15 protein-coding genes are annotated in these 18,383 nt (G+C 58.6%); 2 read left to right on the forward strand and 13 right to left on the reverse strand.

The genetic code is table 11. The features are described 5' to 3' along the window. The coding region (locus tag HA48_RS13125; RefSeq protein WP_139807985.1) for a LysR family transcriptional regulator at nt 1-667 on the reverse strand (667 nt) is incomplete at its 3' end. 117 nt (nt 668-784) lie between these two features. Here HA48_RS13125 and HA48_RS13130 point away from each other — a divergent pair. Continuing rightward, on the forward strand, nt 785-1,636 hold the full coding sequence (locus HA48_RS13130; protein ID WP_128601713.1) for a Vmh family MBL fold metallo-hydrolase: 852 nt from the start codon (nt 785-787) through the stop codon (nt 1,634-1,636). A gap of 79 nt (nt 1,637-1,715) precedes the next feature. Here the strand turns inward: HA48_RS13130 and HA48_RS13135 are convergent, their stop codons facing one another. From HA48_RS13135 to HA48_RS13160, 6 genes are read right to left on the reverse strand one after another with little or no spacing between them, the layout of a single operon-like run. Beyond that, the gene (locus HA48_RS13135; RefSeq protein ID WP_128601714.1) at nt 1,716-2,909 is read right to left on the reverse strand and encodes a type III PLP-dependent enzyme; all 1,194 of its coding nucleotides are present in this window, start codon (nt 2,907-2,909) and stop codon (nt 1,716-1,718) included. Then, nucleotides 2,906-4,663: an IucA/IucC family protein gene (locus HA48_RS13140; RefSeq protein WP_128601715.1), complete on the reverse strand. Its 1,758-nt coding sequence runs from the start codon at nt 4,661-4,663 to the stop codon at nt 2,906-2,908. Before HA48_RS13140 ends, HA48_RS13135 begins: the two co-directional genes overlap by 4 nt. Beyond that, nucleotides 4,638-5,795: an MFS transporter gene (locus tag HA48_RS13145; RefSeq protein WP_128601716.1), complete on the reverse strand. Its 1,158-nt coding sequence runs from the start codon at nt 5,793-5,795 to the stop codon at nt 4,638-4,640. Before HA48_RS13145 ends, HA48_RS13140 begins: the two co-directional genes overlap by 26 nt. Continuing rightward, nucleotides 5,795-7,507 carry an IucA/IucC family protein gene (locus HA48_RS13150; RefSeq protein WP_128601717.1) on the reverse strand — a complete coding sequence of 571 codons (1,713 nt, stop codon included), beginning with the start codon at nt 7,505-7,507 and terminating at the stop codon, nt 5,795-5,797. Before HA48_RS13150 ends, HA48_RS13145 begins: the two co-directional genes overlap by 1 nt. Then, entirely contained in the window at nt 7,504-8,673 is a 1,170-nt protein-coding gene (locus HA48_RS13155) for an ATP-grasp domain-containing protein (RefSeq protein WP_128601718.1), read from the reverse strand. The genes HA48_RS13150 and HA48_RS13155 overlap by 4 nt, the downstream gene beginning before the upstream one ends. A gap of 32 nt (nt 8,674-8,705) precedes the next feature. After that, nucleotides 8,706-9,473, reverse strand: coding sequence for an HpcH/HpaI aldolase family protein (locus HA48_RS13160; protein WP_128601719.1), 768 nt, complete (start codon nt 9,471-9,473; stop codon nt 8,706-8,708). A 282-nt stretch (nt 9,474-9,755) separates the two neighbouring features. Between HA48_RS13160 and HA48_RS13165 the strand changes: the two genes are divergently transcribed. Next, a complete protein-coding gene (locus tag HA48_RS13165; RefSeq protein ID WP_128601720.1) occupies nt 9,756-10,871 on the forward strand; it encodes an ABC transporter substrate-binding protein in 1,116 nt (371 codons plus the stop codon). Between the two features lie 39 nt (nt 10,872-10,910). Here the strand turns inward: HA48_RS13165 and HA48_RS13170 are convergent, their stop codons facing one another. The 6 genes from HA48_RS13170 to HA48_RS22535 all read right to left on the reverse strand — a co-directional run bounded on the left by HA48_RS13170 (nt 10,911) and on the right by HA48_RS22535 (nt 18,381). After that, nucleotides 10,911-12,977 (reverse strand): TonB-dependent receptor family protein, encoded by a 2,067-nt coding sequence (locus HA48_RS13170; protein WP_128601721.1) that lies wholly within the window; start codon nt 12,975-12,977, stop codon nt 10,911-10,913. 319 nt (nt 12,978-13,296) lie between these two features. Beyond that, nucleotides 13,297-14,691: a purine-cytosine permease family protein gene (locus HA48_RS13175; RefSeq protein ID WP_128601722.1), complete on the reverse strand. Its 1,395-nt coding sequence runs from the start codon at nt 14,689-14,691 to the stop codon at nt 13,297-13,299. A gap of 238 nt (nt 14,692-14,929) precedes the next feature. Next, nucleotides 14,930-16,396: an aldehyde dehydrogenase gene (locus HA48_RS13180; protein WP_128601723.1), complete on the reverse strand. Its 1,467-nt coding sequence runs from the start codon at nt 16,394-16,396 to the stop codon at nt 14,930-14,932. Next, complete coding sequence (locus tag HA48_RS13185) at nt 16,383-17,444, reverse strand: LLM class flavin-dependent oxidoreductase (RefSeq protein ID WP_128601724.1); 1,062 nt, start codon at nt 17,442-17,444, stop codon at nt 16,383-16,385. Before HA48_RS13185 ends, HA48_RS13180 begins: the two co-directional genes overlap by 14 nt. Then, entirely contained in the window at nt 17,441-18,031 is a 591-nt protein-coding gene (locus HA48_RS22530) for a flavin reductase family protein (RefSeq protein WP_244182843.1), read from the reverse strand. Before HA48_RS22530 ends, HA48_RS13185 begins: the two co-directional genes overlap by 4 nt. After that, complete coding sequence (locus HA48_RS22535) at nt 17,986-18,381, reverse strand: flavin reductase family protein (protein ID WP_244182844.1); 396 nt, start codon at nt 18,379-18,381, stop codon at nt 17,986-17,988. Before HA48_RS22535 ends, HA48_RS22530 begins: the two co-directional genes overlap by 46 nt. Between the last annotated feature and the right edge of the window lie 2 nt (nt 18,382-18,383).

The raw sequence follows: 18,383 nt of genomic DNA on the forward strand, positions 1-18,383 counted from the left end.
CCGAGGAGATGCCGGCGCTGAAATTGCCACTGACCACGGCTGAAACTGCTTCGCCGTGCCGGTCACGGAATTGCCAGCGTTGACCGGCAAACCGGCTATAGTGCAGGCAGTTGTGCTGTGAAAGCGCCTCTGGCGTCTGCGGATGACCATGCTGCTGCACATACACGGGCGACGCGCACACCACCGACGGGCACGACCCCAGACGCCGCGCAATCGCCCCTGGTTCAGGATCGTCGGTAATGCGTATCGCCACATCAATACGCTCACCCACCAGGCTGACCGGTTGATTATTGATCTCGAGTTCAAGGCGTACCGCCGGATAGCGCGCCAGGAATGCCGGAATCATCGGCCCGAGAATATGCGTAGCGGTGGAGTGCGCGCAGGCAACGCGCAGCGTGCCGTGCGGTTCGCTACTGGCGCCCGGGCCGGCAATCTCTTCTGCCAGACGCGAGAGCGCGCGGGTTTTCTCAAGCACTTTTTCCCCGGCAGGCGTAATGGTTAACCGGCGTGACGATCGATGTAGTAACCGCGCGCCCGCCCACTTCTCCATCTCATCAAGATAACGGCTGACCATCGGCCGTGAAATATTCAGTGCGCGCGCCGCTGCGCTCAGGCTCCCCAGTTCACAGATGCGATTAAACACCAGCGCCGCTGTCACTCTGTCCATCATGGCTCCATCCGATCGTTTTACGAAACTGATCATATCTGATTGCGGGAATTCTGCCAGCCACGGAAATCCTTACAATAATGCGCCATGGCAAACCGCCACACTAAGGATAACGAAATGAAAATTAACACCCTGACGCTGATCATGGCGGGCTTCGCGGCACCCGCCTTCGCCGCGCCACTGCATCTGGATGTCTACAATCCACAGGAGAAAGGGATTTTTCCGGTCTCCTCGACGCTGGTTTCAGGTCCCCATGAGGCGATGCTGTTTGATGCCCAGTTCAGCCCGCAAGATGGCGAAAAGCTGGTAGAGATGATCAAAGCCAGCGGGAAAACGCTGAAGCAGATCGTTATTACCTCCGGCGATCCTGATTTCTATTTTGGTCTGGAGCCGCTCGTTAGCGCTTTCCCGGAGACAAAAATTGTTGCCTCACCGCGGGTGGTCGCGCATATCCGCGCCACCAAAGAGGCCAAGCTGAAATACTGGGGGCCACAAATGAAAGAGGGAGCGCCGCATCAGCTGTTTGTACCGCAGGTGAAGCAGCAGACTCACTTCAGCATTGACGGTGAACGTATTGAGCTGCGTCATGCGGCAGAGCAGTCCGCTTATGTCTGGATTCCATCCAGCAAAGCTATCCTGGGCGGCACGGTGATCTCATCGGGTATTCACGTCTGGACCGCCGATACGCAAACTCCGGCCAGCCGGGCCGCATGGCGTAAAGTATTGCGTGAAATCCGGCATCTCAAGCCCGATGTGGTGATCCCTGGTCACTATCTTGGTGAGCGTCCGGCAGGCGATCGGGCAGTGGCGTTTACGCTGGATTATCTGCAAACGTTTGAAAAAGCGCTGCAGCAGCATAAAGGATCGGCTGCGGTGGTAAGCAGCATGAAAGCCGCCTGGCCGACGCTGGCGGACGAGAGTTCGCTGACGCTGAGCGCAAAAGTGAACAGCGGCGAGATGCAGTGGTGATGAGCACCGCCCTGCAGGTCAGCCGCGGTTCAACATTTTAAGCGCGCGAGCGAGAGCGACCCATCAGGGACGCCATCGGTTAACGCCCGGCTTCCCGCCCCAGCCAGAAGACCTCGGGCGGGCTGTGCATCAGGAAATTTTGGTGCGAAATATTCCACGCATAGGCGCCCGCCAGGCTGAATACCAGCCAGTCTCCCACCGCCAGTGCGGCGACTGGCTGCTGGCGTGCCAGCACATCTTTCGGCGTGCATAGCTGGCCCACCAGCGTCACCTGCTCATTGTAGATCCACGCCGGGTTCTGCTCACGCCGCATCACGCTAAATGGGTGGTTATGGCTCTGCGCCGCCGGCGTGCGGAAGTGGTGCGTTCCGCCACGTCCGATGGCAAACCACTCGCCCAGATTCTTCTTTATGTCCAGCACTTCCATTACGTAATAACCGCAGCCGGCAGCAATATAGCGGCCACACTCAAAGCGCAGCGTCCAGCCACGCGCCTGGCTCACAGAGACAATATCCGGCAGGCGCTGGCAAAAACGCGCCCAGTCAAAGTGCTGCGTCGGGTCAGCGTAATTAATACCGATACCGCCGCCAACGTTGATCAAGGCGATCGATAACTGCCAACGCTCGCACCACATCTGCACTTTTTCCAGATAGAGACGCATCAGCGCCAGATGGTTATCCACATCCAGCTGGTGTGACATCAGATGGAAATGGAAACCGTGCAGGCTAAGCCGCGGCGACGCGGCGATCTCACTGAGCGCAGCCGGTAACTCCTCCTCATCAAGCCCAAACGGCGTCGGTTTCCCGCCCATCATCAGGCGCGTACCGCCAATGCCCTCCAGCGCGACGTTCATACGCAACAGCACCTTAACGGTTTGGTTCTCGCGCTGCGCGATAGCGTGGAGACGACATAGCTCCGTCAGACTTTCAACGTGCAGCACGTCAACGCCATGCTGCACCGCCTGCTGCAGCTCGCTCTCCAGTTTCCCCGGCCCGCCAAAGATCAACGGCTTGCCTGGCACCTGCTCGCGTAACCAGCTGAGTTCGCCGCCGGAAGCTGCCTCAAACCCATCGACGTAATCGCTCAGCGCATGCAGCACGGGCGCTTCCGGATTAGCTTTTGCCGCATAAAACAGCTCGCAGCCGGTCGGTAAGGCGCGGCGCATGGCGCTGATGTGCTGGCGCAGCGCCGCAAGATCGTAGAGATAAGCACAGAACGGCTCTGTGCGCTGCTGCTGCAACTGTTGCAGCGTCTGTTGTACCTGCGGCGTCACCGGGCGCTCCTCATCGGATGGTTCATCAGGGTGTAATCAGCGTGTTTATCCGCTTTCTGTAACAGCCGGGTCTTCAGGTTGTTTTTAGAAGGGATCGCGCCACCCGCCAGTACGGCAGCGATCTCCGGCTGCTGCTGCCAGCGCGCCAGCCGTGTAGCCAGCCTGTCCCACAGCTGTTGCTCCAGCCGGCGATCGCCATCGGCCAGCCGGAAGAGCAGCTCAGAGAGATGATTGATTAACAGGCAGTAAGCCACGCGGCGCCAGCCCTGTTCACGGCTATACCAGACAGAGTGACGCGCACGGTCAGACATCGCTGCCAGATCGCTCGCCGTCCAGCGTTCTGTGGTCAGCTTGGTCCCCTCAAGATCGCGAATCCACACCGCCGTGGGCAGATGGTTCTCCATCGCCAGCAATACGTTCTGCAGATGCGGCTCAAACACCAGGCCTTCGGTGAAAAATGCCTCCAGCACGCCAGGCAGCAACAGATCCAGATAGCGATCCAGCCACAGCTGGCTGGCCTGCTGCCGGGAGAGGGACTGCGCCTGGCCCAGCTGCTGCAGCGTGGTTTGCAAAGGAGAGTTGCCGTCACGATCAAGCGCGAACAGCGTGGCAGCCAGCCAGGGCTGCTCATCACGCAGATTCTCGCGATACAGAATGCCAAAGCACTCCTGCAGATGACGCACATCTTCCGCTTCATGACTCTGCGCCACCGCAGAGAAATCCAGGCTGGTGGCCGCTGGCTCACGCATGATATGAAAACCTGGCGTCTGCGCCTCCAGTCGGGCAAACGGCTGGGCCAGCAGCTGGTTTAGCGCCACTGCACTCTCCAGCTCGTACCAGGCATTCTTGCGCACGCAGTTGGTCAGGCGCACATGGATTGAACATTTCAGGTAATAGGGTAAATCGGCACGGTAGAGCGTGCGCACGGACGAGGTTGCCGCAAACGCTGGCCCTTGCGCCCCAAGCGGCGCGATCAGACCGGCCTGCGCCGCGCGCTTATAGAGCGGCGAGGCGAAAATGTGCGGCACCTCCCACGGGTGGCAGGGATAGCAATCCTTTCCGTTAAGATCATCAAGCATGGCTGTTACCGGCGCAGTGCCGCGCACCTGCAACAGTGCGGGATCGATGCGGAACCAGAATAACGGGAAGCGCGCCGCCACTTCAGGTGAACAGGCCAGCAGCGCCTGTGGCGTCACGCCCTGACGGCTTTTCGGGCTGGGATGCATGGGATGGCCCCACAACAGCCCCTCTTCACTGCGGATATAACTGTGCGCCGCATCCTGGTGTGGCGCCTGCTGCAGGAAAGCCGTTGCAACCTGCACGCTATTTTCAATCTGCTCCATCAGCTCCAGATCGGGCAACTGCCCGGTCTGACGCACCATGTCGTTAACCAGTAATGCCACCGCTTCGCGGCAACTTATTGCGCGCCACGGGCGACCAAACTGTTTCACGAAAGGCGAGCCGGTGTAATCACCGCGCCCCAGCAGGCTCCAGCGCGTGGCGCGGATGGCAAAGAGCGAACCCTCCGTACCGCCCGGCGCCAGCATGACGACATCGCCCGATACCATGCGGCTGGCCAGTGACAACGGAATATTTCCCCCCTGCGCCAGCGTCACACGTCCCGCCGGGCGCGCAAACTCCCGGATATAGCAGTTCAGTAGCGCGGTCAGGCCAGCAAACTCTGCCTGCTCCCGCTCAGGCGATACTTTGGGGGTCTGTAACGGATGTTCACGAACCGCGAGTGATGCGGACATAACCTGATCCTCGTAATGATGAAGTAACAAAGATGAACGCGGCGCCAAGTGCCGCTAACGCTGATGCCAGCCAGGGCGCCTGCAGTGAAAAATGTGCTACCAGCCAGCCCGCGCTGAGTCCGGCGGCGACGCCGGCCCACTTGCCTGCCGCATCAATGTGTCCAAACTGTTTACCGGCGCTGTTGCGCGGGATTGTCTCGCTCAGCAGTTGATTAGCGCCGCTATAGGCCAGCAGCATGCCAAAACCAAACAGCGTGCGTGCCAGAAGCAGCGTTGCGGGATCATCCAGCACGCCGTGCCAGAGCGCCGCCAAAGCCATCAGTAGCATGCCAGGCACAAAGAAGGTGCTGCGCCCGCGCAACCGGTGCCAGAGCGGCAGCAGCAGCAGATAGATCAGGTGCGGCCAGCTGTAAAACAGACCTGTGACTACCTCCTGATGCAGCCAGTGGACGGCATATGGCAGGAAATAGGGAAAGGTGATGACCATGGCGAAGTTGAACAGAAACTGCAGGGTCCAGAGCGGCAACAGCGCAGGACGTTCGGTGGACGTGGGTGAAGTTACCCTTTCGCGTGACGTTGTAACATCTTCGGGCAGTTTAAGACTGAGTATCAAGCCCGCAAGCGGCAGAATGCTCAATCCCAGCCACAGATGCTGACCGATATGCGGCAGCAGCATCAGAACGGCCCCTATCAGCGGCGGCGCGCTCAGCAGCGCCAGCCGGGCTGAAAACTGCGTCCAGTTCAGCGCTTTTGCCAGCGCATCGCCCTGCATATGCTGCGATAAATAGCCATTAGCCGCGGCCAGCGTACCGCCTGCCAGCCCCTGCAGGGCCAGCGCGATAATCAGCCACGGTAGCGAAGGCGCAATCCCCGCCAGCAGAAACGCGCCGGTCAGGCCAGCCAGCGCCCGCTGCAGCGACAGCCGCCGACCATAGCGATCGGCAAAACGGCCCCACCATGCCGCAGAGAGTGCTGTCATCACCGCCGGTAAGCTGAACAACACGCCAGCCCACGGGCTCTGCTCGCCCAGGCCGAAGCCACTTAGCAGGCGTGGCAGGTAGAGCGGTACCCCCAGCACGGTGAAGGCCGCAAGGAAATGGCAGGTCAGCACCACCAGTAACGTATGGCGCATTAGTGCGCGCCCCGTTGCAGGAAGTTAGGTCCGCTCTGACCGTAGAACTTGTTGATATCCGCTGCACCAGACGCCTGCTTGCTGAGCAAGCTGCCGCTCAGCAGCAGATACTTCACCGGCTGCGTTTTGGCGCTGAAGAGCTGTTCGCGGGCAAAGGCAGTGGCGACGCCCTCCGCCTCCAGGCGTACCAGGCTGCTCTCCAGCGCGGCACGCAGCGTGTGGTAGGCGGCTTCGCGATCCAACAGATTTGCCGCTGCCAGACTCTCCAGCACGGCCGCCAGGCACAACTGCAGCGTGATGGTGATAAACATCTGCGCCAGCGCGCTCTCATCCTCAACGCAGATCCGTTCATCGCGCAGCTGCGCAAGGCGTTCCGCCAGCGGCGGGCAGGCGGCACGGAAGCGCTGCGGCAGAATACGGGCCGCATCGTTATCCTTCATCACCAGCGTCAGCGCTTCGCCCGGCGTCATACTGAGCACCGCGTTTTGCTGGTTCGACTCCAGCGCAATGCCGTAGCGCAGCCACAGCGTCAGGTGCACATCTGCCATGAGCTGACAGTAGTCGCGCCACCACTGCGTGGCATCCGGCATCCCCGCCTGCTCCAGCAGCGAGGCGAGATAGAGCCGGCCATCCGGCAATTTACTGCCGAGCGCCGCCACCGGCAGCAGCGTTTCGCCTGCACGGGGTGAAGCATAGCGGCGCAGCAGAAAGGCCAGCTGCTTCTCCTCAGCCACATGGCCGCAGAAACGCTCGTCGACGTGGCGATACTTGCCGCGCAGCAGGCTGTCCTGTGCGCCAATCTCTGTCAGCACCCCGGCGAACCACTGGCCGTCATAGAGCGTCGACGGTTTAATCAGGCGAATATTTTTCTGCCCTAAGGTGCGCATGCTGAGCGGTATTTTGAGATGGTCAGCCGGGAAATCAGCCAGCTGCACGGTGCGTACCGACAGTGTGGGATAGACATCCAGCCAGGCCTTCGGTGCCACCACTGCGCCAGCCGGCAGGGTGTTCAGGTGCGGCAGCGTCAGCGGATGGACCGGAATCAGCGCAGAGTCGCGGAACTGAGCATCCTCCAGCCCAACCTGATGGGGTTGTGGCCACCATGCCGGTCGGGCAGCCGGCTCCGTCAGGGTCAACTGTTCACGCGGCAGCGCCAGCCAGCGCAGCGTGAAGCGCTGGCAAAACTCCGGGGCATACTGGCGCAGATCCGCTTCGCTGAAGCCAAACTTGGCGCGCGCCGTGGGGTAGTAAGGGTGATCAAGAAAGCTCGCCAGCTGGTCGGCATGGCGCAGGCGTTCGCCCCAACTCATGGCGACGGGCGGGCGCAACAGCGTCTCGCTCTGCTGCAGAAACGCCGCAGCGCACAGCTCGCCTTGCGCTACTGCAGCGTCGGCCTCCTCTTTATAGGTAGCGAACAGCTGGCGCGTCTCATCTTCCCCATCGGGCATTATCGCAGCCAGCCAGGCCGCATAGCCCGCTTGTGGCTGCCAGCCCGTTGCGGTGCGCACCTCCCACTCCGGGCTGATTGCGCGCCAGTACTGCATATAATCGCTGGGACGCACCGCCAGCCGCAGCACGGTGCGTTCCGCAGGATAGAGTAGCCACTGCTGGCCCTGCTCAACCACCAGGCGTGAGCGGCTTATAAGCCCGCTCACATCTTCGCGCAGACAGGTATCGACAATGCGCAGGGTGATGTAGTCGTGCTGATTCATGGTGCGATCTCCCACGTCAGTGCCGTCAGGGTGCGTGCTGCAAGCTGTTCCAGCTGCGTACTGTCGCTGGCTTCCAGATAGAGAACGCCAAGATAGTCTTTGTTGGAGTGCGTCAGTTCGATGCGGTCGCCCTGCGCTTTGAGCGGTCGATAGTGCAGGCCCGGTGCGGTTGCCGGCTGCGGCGCACGCTGCAGCGTGCCGCTCTGCTGCGCCACCAGATAGTGAATCAACGCTTCTCCCACCGCAGGTTTTACCGGTGGCAGTGGTTCACCCAGATGCAGCCGCAGAATCGGGCTAAACCAGCCCTCCGGCAGCAGGCGATCGAGCAGGAACTCCCGTCCGTCGCCGATGCTGCGATAGTTGATCTCAACCAGCACCGGGCCGCTGTCAGTGACGATGAACTCGCTATGGCAGACACCCAACCCGACCCCGAACGCTTGCAGCTGCGCCAGCGCCTGCGCTCTCCAGCGCGTACTCTGTTCGCCGTCCCAGCGCGCCGCCGTTTCAACAAAGTGAGGCGGTGCGGAGAGCGTCACATCAAAGCCGCCGATAGCCACTAACTCGTTGCCATCCCCGAGCGTTTCCAGCGTGAACAGCGGACCTTGCATAAACGCTTCGGCCAGCAGCGTCTGACGGCAGGGCAGCGAAGCAAGATAGCGCTGGCAGCTGTCGGGATCCTCAAGCAGACGCACGTCCATTGACGCCACGCCCTGCCCCGGTTTAATCACCAGCGGCCAGGGCCATTCGGCGCGGGGCTGCTCATGCGGCAGCAGCTGAACTGACCATATCGACGGTAATCCCTGCGCGTTCAGACGCTGGCGCATACGCCACTTCTCTTTCGCCGCATAGCAAATCTGCCACGCTTTCGCCGGCAGGCCGAGGGCAGTAGCGGCTATCGCCGTCGCGGTTTGCAGATGATCGCTATTGGAGAAGAGCGCGGCAGGGGTAATGCCCGATTCGGTCAGCGCGTCCAGAATCGACAGCGGATTAAAAACTTCGCACTCAATAACGCGCACGCTGTCATCAAGCAGCTTATTGTGCGCCATAGCGTGGTCAGTGAGCATAATAACGGGATAGCCAAGACGTTGCGCTGCGGGGATAAAACCTTCAATCACCGCCGCGTTAACGACGTGACTAATGATCACATAAGGCTGATGGTTAAGCATGTGTCTACCTGTTGGGTTGCAGTAACTCAGGATTAAAGAGAGGAGAGTTCCGTGCGTCGCTGTTTTAAGGCGCGGAACAAAAAGCCGCGATCTTCACCGCATAACCAGCAGTCGATGCCCTGGCTGCGCCAGTAATCTTGCTGTTCCGGGGTGCGCGGATTGGCACAAAAGCGCTTGCCGGCGGCTGCACAGTGCCGGGCAAGCAGACGAATTTTTGCTTCAACGTCCGGATGCAGGGGTTGTGGTCCCAGCTGCAGATTCAGGGCCAGATCCAGTGCGCCCTCCATCACCATCGTCACTTCCGGCAGACGCACAATGGCGTCAATCGCATCGATGCCGTGCGCTGTTTCAATCATCGGAATCAGCCACAGCTTCTCATTGGCCTGGCGGATGTAATCCGCCAGCGGTAGTGTGCCGAAACCGGTCACGCTGCCGCCGGTAATGCCACGTGTGCCGAGCGGCGGAAAGAACATCGCATCACGCAGCGCCCTGACCTGTTGTGCACTTTCGGTACGCGAAAGCACAATGCCGTGGGCACCCATATCCAGTATCCGCCCTGCCCGCGGGATATCCTCTGCGGTAATGCGTACCAGCGGCGCGCAACCCTGCAGCTGTGCCAGCTGAATACAGTGGCTGAGTAAAGTCTCGTTGTGCGGCTGGTGTTCCAGATCCAGCAAAATAAAGTCATAGCCGGCGGTGGCGATCATCTCCACGATGGTCGGGTGGGGCACGGAGTTGAGCATGCCATACAGCGCGGGTTGCCCTTGCAGACGCTCATCCGGTGATGTTAAGACGATCATATGAAACCCTGTTTAGTAATACTTATCATTTACATTATCATTACGATTCTCGTGAAGTTTATCAAATCCTTTGACAAGGATCGTTAAATATATTCACTGAGTGATTGTTACTGATATGGCGTAATCTGACCGCTTTGCTTAGCGGTTGCTCATGATATATCTTTGATAAGTAATCACAAAAAGTAAGGGAATGTTTCTGCTCCGGTTTCTCAGGGCGTGATGCCGCTTTTTGCGATGCTTAATGAAATGTTCACGATGTAGCATTTGACGAAGGAAAAATTAATGAGTGGCAAGTGGCTTTTAGTGATCCCGGCGCTGTTATGGTCCCTCTCCGGGCTGGCGCAGGCGCTTACGGTGACCGACCTCGCGGGGCGCACCGTTACGCTGCATGCGCCCGCTCAGCGCATTATTCTGGCCGACAGCCGTATGCTCCTGCCGATGCTGCTGCTACATCCGGGCGAAACACCGAAAAACATCGTGGCGTGGGACGACTCCCTGCAAACCCGCGCTCCGGATATGGGCCGCTATTTTACAAAACTGTTTCCACAATTAGGGGCGATTCGGGTTTTTACTAATCCCTATCGCAGCCCCTTTAGCATGGAGCAGGCTGCTCCCCTGCGCCCCGATTTAGTGGTGTTTGATACCGGTATTCTGGCAAAGCTGCGCAGTGAAGGTACGCTGGCACTGCTGGAGAAAAGCGGCATTCCGGTGATCTTTATCGACTTCCGCCACCAGCCGCTGCGCAACGCGCCTGCCAGCCTGCGGCTGCTGGGTGCGGTCACGGGTCAAACGCAGCAGGCTGAGCGGTTCCTCCAGCGCTGGAATCAGCTGCTGCAGCGCACGCGCGAACGCGTTGCGGCGATCCCGCAGGATCAGTGGCCTGGCGTGGTGTTTGAGAATCATGCGGGCATGACCGGCATGCAGTGCTGCGCCGTATTTGGACGTGAGAGCTTTGGTGAGTTTATTCCGGCGGCCGGCGGGCGCAACCTGATGGCAGATAAGGTGCCGGCGCGCGGCGCGGATATTAGCCCGGAGCTGCTGATTGTTGCGCGTCCTGATGTCTGGCTGCTGAGCGGGGCAGACTGGAGCCAGCGCGGAGGGACCTCACAGGCGGTTCCGCTTGGCTACGAAGCTTCACGTGCGACCACGCTGCCACGCTTACAGGCGCTGATGCAACGCCCGACGGTAAGTGTATTGCCTGTGGCAAACAGCCCGCGTGTTATGGCGATCTATCACCAGTTTTACGATAGCCCGTTCAACGTAATTGCGCTGGAAGCCATGGCAAAACTGTTCCATCCGCAGGCGTTCGCTGATATCGATCCCCAGGCCGATCTCGAAGCGCTCTACCGCGACTACGCGGGCGTGCCCTATCACGGCCTGTTTTTTGTGCAGCCCTGATGTAAGCAGCCCGTTTCGCGGCCACGGGCTGCTTTATCTTCAGAACTTCACGCTTACGCCAGCGGTAACCGACCGCCCCGGCGCAGGCTGACGGCCCCATGGGCTGGTATCTACGCCACGGAACCAGTAGTCACGATTAAACAGGTTATTCACGCCAACGTAACCATTAAGTACCGTACTACCGGATTTATACAGGTCGCGGCTCACCTGCGCATTCCATACCCAGTACGATGGCATCTGGCCCACTGAACCGGTGCTGTTTTCGCTCACCGAGTTTGCCGCATCTGCAAATGATTTACTGAAGTAGTAGCCGGCCAGTGAGAAGGTGGTTTCGCGCCACTCGTAGCTGCCATCCAGCGTCAGCTGGGTGCGCGAAGCGTAAGGCACCTCTTTCCCGCGGTTCACGCCATTGCGTTGCTCCGCCTGCAGATAAGCGTAGCCGGCGTGCAGTTTCAGCCCCTCAAGCGCGGCCGGGCTCCAGAACCCCTCCAGCTCCACGCCCTGATGGCGGGTGCGTCCGATATTCAGATAGCTGTCTGAGACACTGTCGTAGGAGATCTGGTCTTTATAGTCGATGCGATACAGGCCCGCCTGCAGGCTGAGATTTTCGTTCGGCGTATAGCGCACGCCGCTTTCGTAGTTCCAGGCCAGCTCCGAACTGACATCGCCACCTTTAACGATCTGCGTAACCTGCGCCGGTCGCAGGCTCTTCTGCATATCCGCGTAGAAGAACCACGCTGGCGTCAGTTGATAACCGACGGTCAGCCCGGGCAGCCACTGCGTATCGGGTGAAGAGAAGCGCTGGCCGCTGGTTTTATCCACGTACTTTTCACTGACATTCTCATAGCGCATACCTGGCGTGATGGTCAGCGTATCGCCAAACAGTTTTACCGCATTGCTGATGTAACCGGCCCAGGCTTTGTCATCAAATTGCCAGTCACGCGTGACGGCGGTGGTGCCGGTCGCCAGCGTCTCCTGCCGCACCTGATAATCCACTTTCTCGCTGACGAAGCGGCCACCGATGATCCACTGCTGGTTTACGCTGTCGCCATTGATATCCAGGCTAATGCGTGGCTCTGTGCCCCAGACTTTAAAGTTGCGCGGCGAATTTTGCAGAATATCGGCCGGCAGCGCCGGGTTAAAGTTCTGTCCCGGCACTTTGCTCAGCCCCACATGGAAATCACGGTCAGAGTGATGACCAAAGAACATCCAGTTGAACTCTGCCGAATCGATGAAACCGAGCGATCCCAGCTGCTGGTTATAGACCGCGCTGTAGCGCTTGGTGTGACCATCATAATCATCCAGAGGACGCGTGCTCTGACGCCGATCGCTCAGATAATCGGCCGTTGACAGCGCACCGGCCAGATCGGCATGCGCATCATAGTATTGGTACGAGAGGTTTAACGTGGTGTCTTCATTGATGTTCCACAGGCCGCGGACGCGGAAATTCTGTACTTTGCTGTCGCTGTGTTCCCGGAAGGCACTCCCTTTAACCTGATTAGCTTCAACCTGTAGACCAAAGTCGTCATTCAGCATACCGCCGGTGCGCAGATAGGTATCCCACAGGTTACGCCCTTTACCGTAAAAGGTGGCGCGCTCGGCAATCTCGTTCTCCCACTTCAGGGGGATCGGTTTACTGATTAAGTTAATGACGCCGCCAACGTTATTGGGACCGTACTGCACCGCCGCCCCGCCCCGTACTACATCAATACGGTCAACGGTGGCGAACGTAACAGGAAACAGCGACATCCCTTCCTGACCGTACGGTGCCAGCACCAGCGGGATACCATCCTCCAGAATTTGCGCGCGGCCGCTGCGGCTGTCATACAAACCGCGTACCGCGATTTGCGGCAGCACGCCGGTGCCGGTTTCATCCTGAATTTTTACCCCCGGCACGCGCTGCAGCGCGTCGTCCAGCGTACGGTTGGCCCCTTTCTCCAACTGATCGTGGCTAATCACTGTGCGACTGCCGGCCCAGGTTTTGACCTCTTCGGCACGCGAATCGCCCAGCACATTACCGGAAACGACAAGCGTCTGGTCCGCCGCCCAGGCACACTTTCCCGCCAGGATTACGGCCAGCGCCGTAGCTATCTTGGTATATTTCATCTTCTGCCCTGAATGATAGTGTAAGTAATTCGTAATGATTTTGAGAAACATTACCATTATCAAACAGAACTTAGAATTGCTGCTGAGCGGGTAACACGATGTCAAGCGCGTTTATCTGTCGAATCAAGCAACAGCGCAATGAGAGAGAAATGAGAAGAAAAGCAGCACCGGTGCGCTTTGTCACGGTGCGGCAGGTGATAATCAAGTTGCGCAAACAGTGCTTGTCAAATTATATGAACATCTTGTTAAATTTTTTTGTTGAAGCTGCGCCTTGCTGTCGCGCAGAGGGTTGACCGCCCGCAGGGGCGGTCACTCTCTCTCAGGCTTTGCTGCTGGCACGGGCGAAAGCCGGTTTATGTTTGCGGTAAAATAGCGGGTAAGCGATGCTGGTGACCACCAGGCTAATAATCCATGAGATGTCTACGCCCGGAATCAATTTGGCATAGGGTCCGGCAAAAAATGCATTCTCCACGAAGGGGATCTGCACGATGATGCCCGCAAAATAGACCAGCAGCGCCTGAGTATTTAACAGACCGTAACGCCCGCCGTCAGCGCGAAATATGGCATCGACATCGTAGCGCTGCTGATTAACGTAATAGAAGTCCAGCAGGTTAATTACTATCCACGGAATCAGTACGGCGATTAGCGCCAGAATCAGGTTAATAAAGAACGAGACGAAGTTTTGTGACGCAGCCAGGGCCACCAGCACGCTGCCCACTAATACCAGCGCTGAAACCACCAACCGCACCGCGGCACCTGGCGTCCAGTGCGGCCGGAATGTCTGCACCGCCGTAATCAGCGAGAGCACCGCGCCGTAAAGATTCATCGAGTTATGGCAGATGATATTGATCAGGAACAGTACCATCAGTATCGGACCCAGCCAGCCTGTCGCGTGACGTACCGACATCATGGCATCGCTGGTCGGGGCGATATTCACGGCCATCATGCCAAACACAAATGCCAGGATGGTGCCGCCGCAAGCGCCCAGATAAGTGGCCCAGAAAGGGCGGGCGATGCCCACATCAGCCGGCAAATAGCGCGAATAGTCCGAGGTGTAGGGCGAGAAGCTGATTTGCCACACCGCACCAATACAGAACGTACCAAACCAGCCTGCAGCGCTTATGCTGCCGCGCTGCCAGAAGTCCGCCGGCAGTGGCTGAGAGAGCATCAGCACCAGGCCGGTCAGCAATGCCGCGCCCATTACCCATGCGCCAACTTTATTGATCTTATGAATAAAGTGATATCCGACTATCCCGATCGCCGTCGCCATCATCGCCCCGATAACCGTGGCGCTGCTGACGGGCATCGACGGGAACACGTTATTGATAACTTTACCGGAGAGCGAAATATTGGAAATAAAGAAGCCGAGGTAAATCACGGTAGTGAACGTGATCACCAGCAGTGAGCCGTAACGACCAAACTGGGCACGACTCTGCACCATTTGTGGAATGCCCACTTTTGGCCCTTGTGCGGAGGTTAACGCCAGAAACAGGCCACCAAACAGATGGCCGGCAATAATAGCGGTTAGTGCAGAAATAACATTCAGATGAAAGGTTTCTGTGGCAATCGCGCCGCTGACAATCGCTAAAGGCGCAATATTGGTACAGAACCACAGGGTAAACAGACTGTGTGATTTACCGTGGCGCTCTGATTCCGGTACATAATCTACCGATTTATTTTCAATTAATGGACTCTGACGTTGTTGTGTACTCACCCTGACCCCCGGTGCCTGATTAAAGGATTATTATTTATTGCAGGTAACTACTCTTTCGCTTAAAAAAGCCACAGCCATCCCGACGAAATAAATATCGTCTCTTTAATCATTTAAAGATCTGGCGGTAAGACTCCTGGTGCAACACAGACTGAAACAGCGGGTGATGAGCAGATGTTTAGCCCTGGCGGCGCAGATATTTTCCGTACTGGCTGCGCCGCATCACCGGATATAAACGCGCTCAGCGCATAATGAACGGATCATCGATGGGCTCGTCACTGGTACGCAGCCACACGGTTTTAGTGGTGGTGTACTCCAGCGCCGCATCAATGCCGCCTTCGCGCCCGAAACCTGATTTACCGTAACCGCCAAACGGCGCCAGCGGTGACACCACGCGATAGGTGTTCAGCCACACTACGCCGCTCCGCAGCTGGCGCGTCACGCGGTGGGCGCGCGTCAGGTTCTGCGTAAACACGCCAGCAGCCAGGCCATACTCGGTGCCATTCGCCAGGCGGATCGCCTCAGCTTCATCTTTAAACGTCAGCACCGACAGCACCGGGCCAAACAGCTCCTGTACCACGCTCTCCGCATCCGGCACCGCGCTGCAGTCCAGGATAGTCGGCGGATAGTAAAACCCGGGGCGATCAATCGGCTGGTTGCCAATCACCAGGCGTGCGCCCTGTTCAATACTGCGGCTAACTACCTGCTCAATATTGTGTTTTTGCCGGGCGGTGCACAGCGGCCCGAACTGCGTCTCCGGCTGCTGCGGGCAGCCAATTACAATGCCGCGCACTTTGCCGATCAGCTTTTCGATAAAGCGATCTTTAACCTGTTCATCCACCAGCAGGCGTGAACCGGCTACGCAGCTCTGCCCGGAAGCGGAGAAGATCGCCGCCACCTGCGCGTTTGCGGCACTCTCCAGATCGGCATCAGCGAAGACCATAAAGGGAGATTTTCCCCCCAGCTCCAGTGAGGTGCTGGCCAGGTTCTCTGCGCTGTTACGGATAATATGCCGCGCGGTCTCCGCGCCGCCGGTAAAGGCGATGTGATCAACCTGCGGATGTTGCGTCAGGACCGTGCCGCAGCCTTCGGCAAAACCGGTGATAATGTTGATCACGCCCGGCGGGAACCCGGCTTCATGCACCAGCTCCGCAAAGCCCAACAGTGGCGTTGGCGCAACCTCGGCTGCCTTTACCACCAGGGTACAGCCCGCAGCAATCGCCGGACCAATCTTCACCGCGGAGAGGAATAGCTGACTGTTCCACGGAATAATGGCGGCTACCACGCCAATCGGTTCACGCTTGATCCAGGTCTCCATGTCGGCTTTATCGATGCTCAGCGTGGCACCATCCATTTTGTCGGCCAGTCCGGCGTAAAAACGGTAGTACTCTGCCACATACGCTATCTGCGCCTGCGTTTCGCGAATGATCTTGCCAGTATCAAGCGTCTCCAGCCGCGCCAGCTTCTGTGCATCGCGCTCAATCAGATCCGCCAGCTTCAGCAGCAGCTTGCCGCGAGCGCCGGCGGTCAGACCGCGCCAGGCATCATCATGAAAAGCGCGTGCCGCCGCATCTACTGCGCGCCCGGTCTCTTCTGCTCGCGCTTCCGCAATGGTGGCCCAGGGCGTGGCCGTAGCGGGATTCAGTGAATCAAAGCTGGCCGCGCCCGCGTCAAACTGACCATTGATATAGAGTTTAAAGGATTCCATGGCATCTCCGCTTAGTGAAAGGCTGGGCAACGTGCCGGATAAAGCGCTCCAGCGAGGCTTTTTTACGGGCAAAGCTCATGCCGCTGTCCAGCCACAGGGCGTACTCATCGTAGCCCAGCGCTTCATAACGCTTCAGGCGGGCAATCACCTCATCGGCATTGCCAATCGCCAGATTTTTGCGCATCCCTTCCGCGCTGTAGTAGCTGTTGGCTGCGATCTCCTCTTCGCTCAGCGGCTTGATCAGCCCCTGCTCAACCGGCCGTTCATTTTTGAACCAGGCGCCGAAGTAGTTATAGAAGCGGTTGAGCTCCACAGCGGCCTGCTGCGCATCGGCTTCATCTTCTGCCACGTACCCGTGCTGCAGTAGCATGATCTTCAGCGGTTTCTCCGGCGAGTATTCACGGCATGCCGCCTGGAAGGTGGTGATTAGCCGGGTAATCTCCTCTTCGCCCTGATGCAGCGGCGTACACTGCACGTTGCAGCCATTTTTTACCGCAAACTCGTGGCTATTAGGATCGCGGGCCGCCACCCAGATGGGCGGATGCGGCTGCTGTTTCGGCAGCGGCGAAGAGGTGGTCGCCGGGAACTGCCAGAACTCGCCCTGATGGGCATAATCCCCTTTCCACAACGCTTTCACGGCCGGGATCAATTCACGCATACGCTGCCCTGCGCCCCAGGCATCCATGCCCGGCATCAGGCGCTCATACTCATAGGAGTAAGCGCCACGAGCGATCCCCAGATCAAGACGACCGTTAGTGATGATATCCGTCATTGCCGCTTCACCTGCCAGACGAATCGGGTGGGTAAAGGGCGCAATAATAGTGCCGGTGCCCAGGCGCACATTTTTTGTGCGGTGCGCAATGTCCACCAGATTGATGAATGGATTGGGCGCAATGGTGAAATTCATGCCGTGGTGCTCGCCGGTCCAGATGGCGTGCAGACCGCCGCGATCGGCGATTTCACACAGCTCCATCATCTCGTTATAGAGCTGATCTTGTGCGTCATCGGCGGAGACGCGCTCCATATGCAGGAACAGGGAGAGTTTCATACCACCTCCTGGCGGGCGGGCGTGAAGAACTGACGCACGGAACCCTGAGCTTCGTCGCCATAGTAGAGCCCGTAGTTGCCGACTGCGTACTCGCGGATAAAGCGGTCAAGCAGTGATTTCAGTGCGCTATCCGCGACCGGCAGCTGCGTCATGCTCTGCAGATCCACCCATTCGCCCTGCGCTACTGCCGGCAGCGTGGCGCCGGTCGGCTGCGCGCACAGGAACACAATGTGCTGCTGTTTCTTCTGGCGATCTTCCCAGATGGAGTAGACAAAACCCGGGCTGGCTTCGATGCGCAGCGTGCTAAAGAGCTGGGTCAGCGTCTCACTGACGCTGCGGTTGCTTACCGTCTGCGCCGGCAGGCTATAGCCTTGCTCACCTTTTACCACCAGCGCTTTACCGGCAGATTCAATAAGTGCGCTCACCACAACATTTGGCCCGGCGATCAGCGACTCTGCATTCTGATACGGCGTGAAGTAGGCGCCGCGATAGTAGCCAAGACCCGCCGTGCCGCAGGAGGCAAATGCCTCAACGTGACCGATCAGAATCGCATGGTCACCGGCATCAACACCTGGTGCATGGAGCACTCAAACCAGGCCGAGCTGTCGTCGAGCAGCGGCGTACCGTACTCACCAGTGCGCCACGGCACCAGTGAGAAGCGATCGGCGATCTTCTGCGCAAAGATGTTCGACGTCTCTTTCTGCTGCTCCGACAGAATATTGATGGCAAAGTGCCCGCACTGGGTAAAGTTGTCGAAATTGGCAGAGCGCTTATCGATGCTGACCAGCAGCAGCGCTGGATCAAGCGAGACCGAAGAGAATGAGTTGGCGGTAAACCCAATCGGCTGCCCTTGCGCGTCGTGCGTCGTCACCACGGTGACGCCGGTCATAAAGGCGCCGAAAGCGTCGCGTAGCTGTCTGCGTTTATCTGCGTCCATAA

The organism is Pantoea wallisii (genome assembly GCF_002095485.1).
GTDB lineage: Bacteria > Pseudomonadota > Gammaproteobacteria > Enterobacterales > Enterobacteriaceae > Pantoea > Pantoea wallisii.

What these genes read in the sequence shown, in the direction of transcription:
- HA48_RS13185 (WP_128601724.1), bottom strand. Translation starts at nt 17,444, where the DNA reads ATGAAACTCTCCCTGTTCCTGCATATGGAGCGCGTCTCCGCCGATGAC.
- HA48_RS13155 (WP_128601718.1), bottom strand. Translation starts at nt 8,673, where the DNA reads ATGCTTAACCATCAGCCTTATGTGATCATTAGTCACGTCGTTAACGCG.
- HA48_RS13180 (WP_128601723.1), bottom strand. Translation starts at nt 16,396, where the DNA reads ATGGAATCCTTTAAACTCTATATCAATGGTCAGTTTGACGCGGGCGCG.
- HA48_RS13130 (WP_128601713.1), top strand. Translation starts at nt 785, where the DNA reads ATGAAAATTAACACCCTGACGCTGATCATGGCGGGCTTCGCGGCACCC.
- HA48_RS13165 (WP_128601720.1), top strand. Translation starts at nt 9,756, where the DNA reads ATGAGTGGCAAGTGGCTTTTAGTGATCCCGGCGCTGTTATGGTCCCTC.
- HA48_RS22535 (WP_244182844.1), bottom strand. Translation starts at nt 18,381, where the DNA reads ATGGACGCAGATAAACGCAGACAGCTACGCGACGCTTTCGGCGCCTTT.
- HA48_RS13145 (WP_128601716.1), bottom strand. Translation starts at nt 5,795, where the DNA reads ATGCGCCATACGTTACTGGTGGTGCTGACCTGCCATTTCCTTGCGGCC.
- HA48_RS13170 (WP_128601721.1), bottom strand. Translation starts at nt 12,977, where the DNA reads ATGAAATATACCAAGATAGCTACGGCGCTGGCCGTAATCCTGGCGGGA.
- HA48_RS13150 (WP_128601717.1), bottom strand. Translation starts at nt 7,507, where the DNA reads ATGAATCAGCACGACTACATCACCCTGCGCATTGTCGATACCTGTCTG.
- HA48_RS13160 (WP_128601719.1), bottom strand. Translation starts at nt 9,473, where the DNA reads ATGATCGTCTTAACATCACCGGATGAGCGTCTGCAAGGGCAACCCGCG.
- HA48_RS13140 (WP_128601715.1), bottom strand. Translation starts at nt 4,663, where the DNA reads ATGTCCGCATCACTCGCGGTTCGTGAACATCCGTTACAGACCCCCAAA.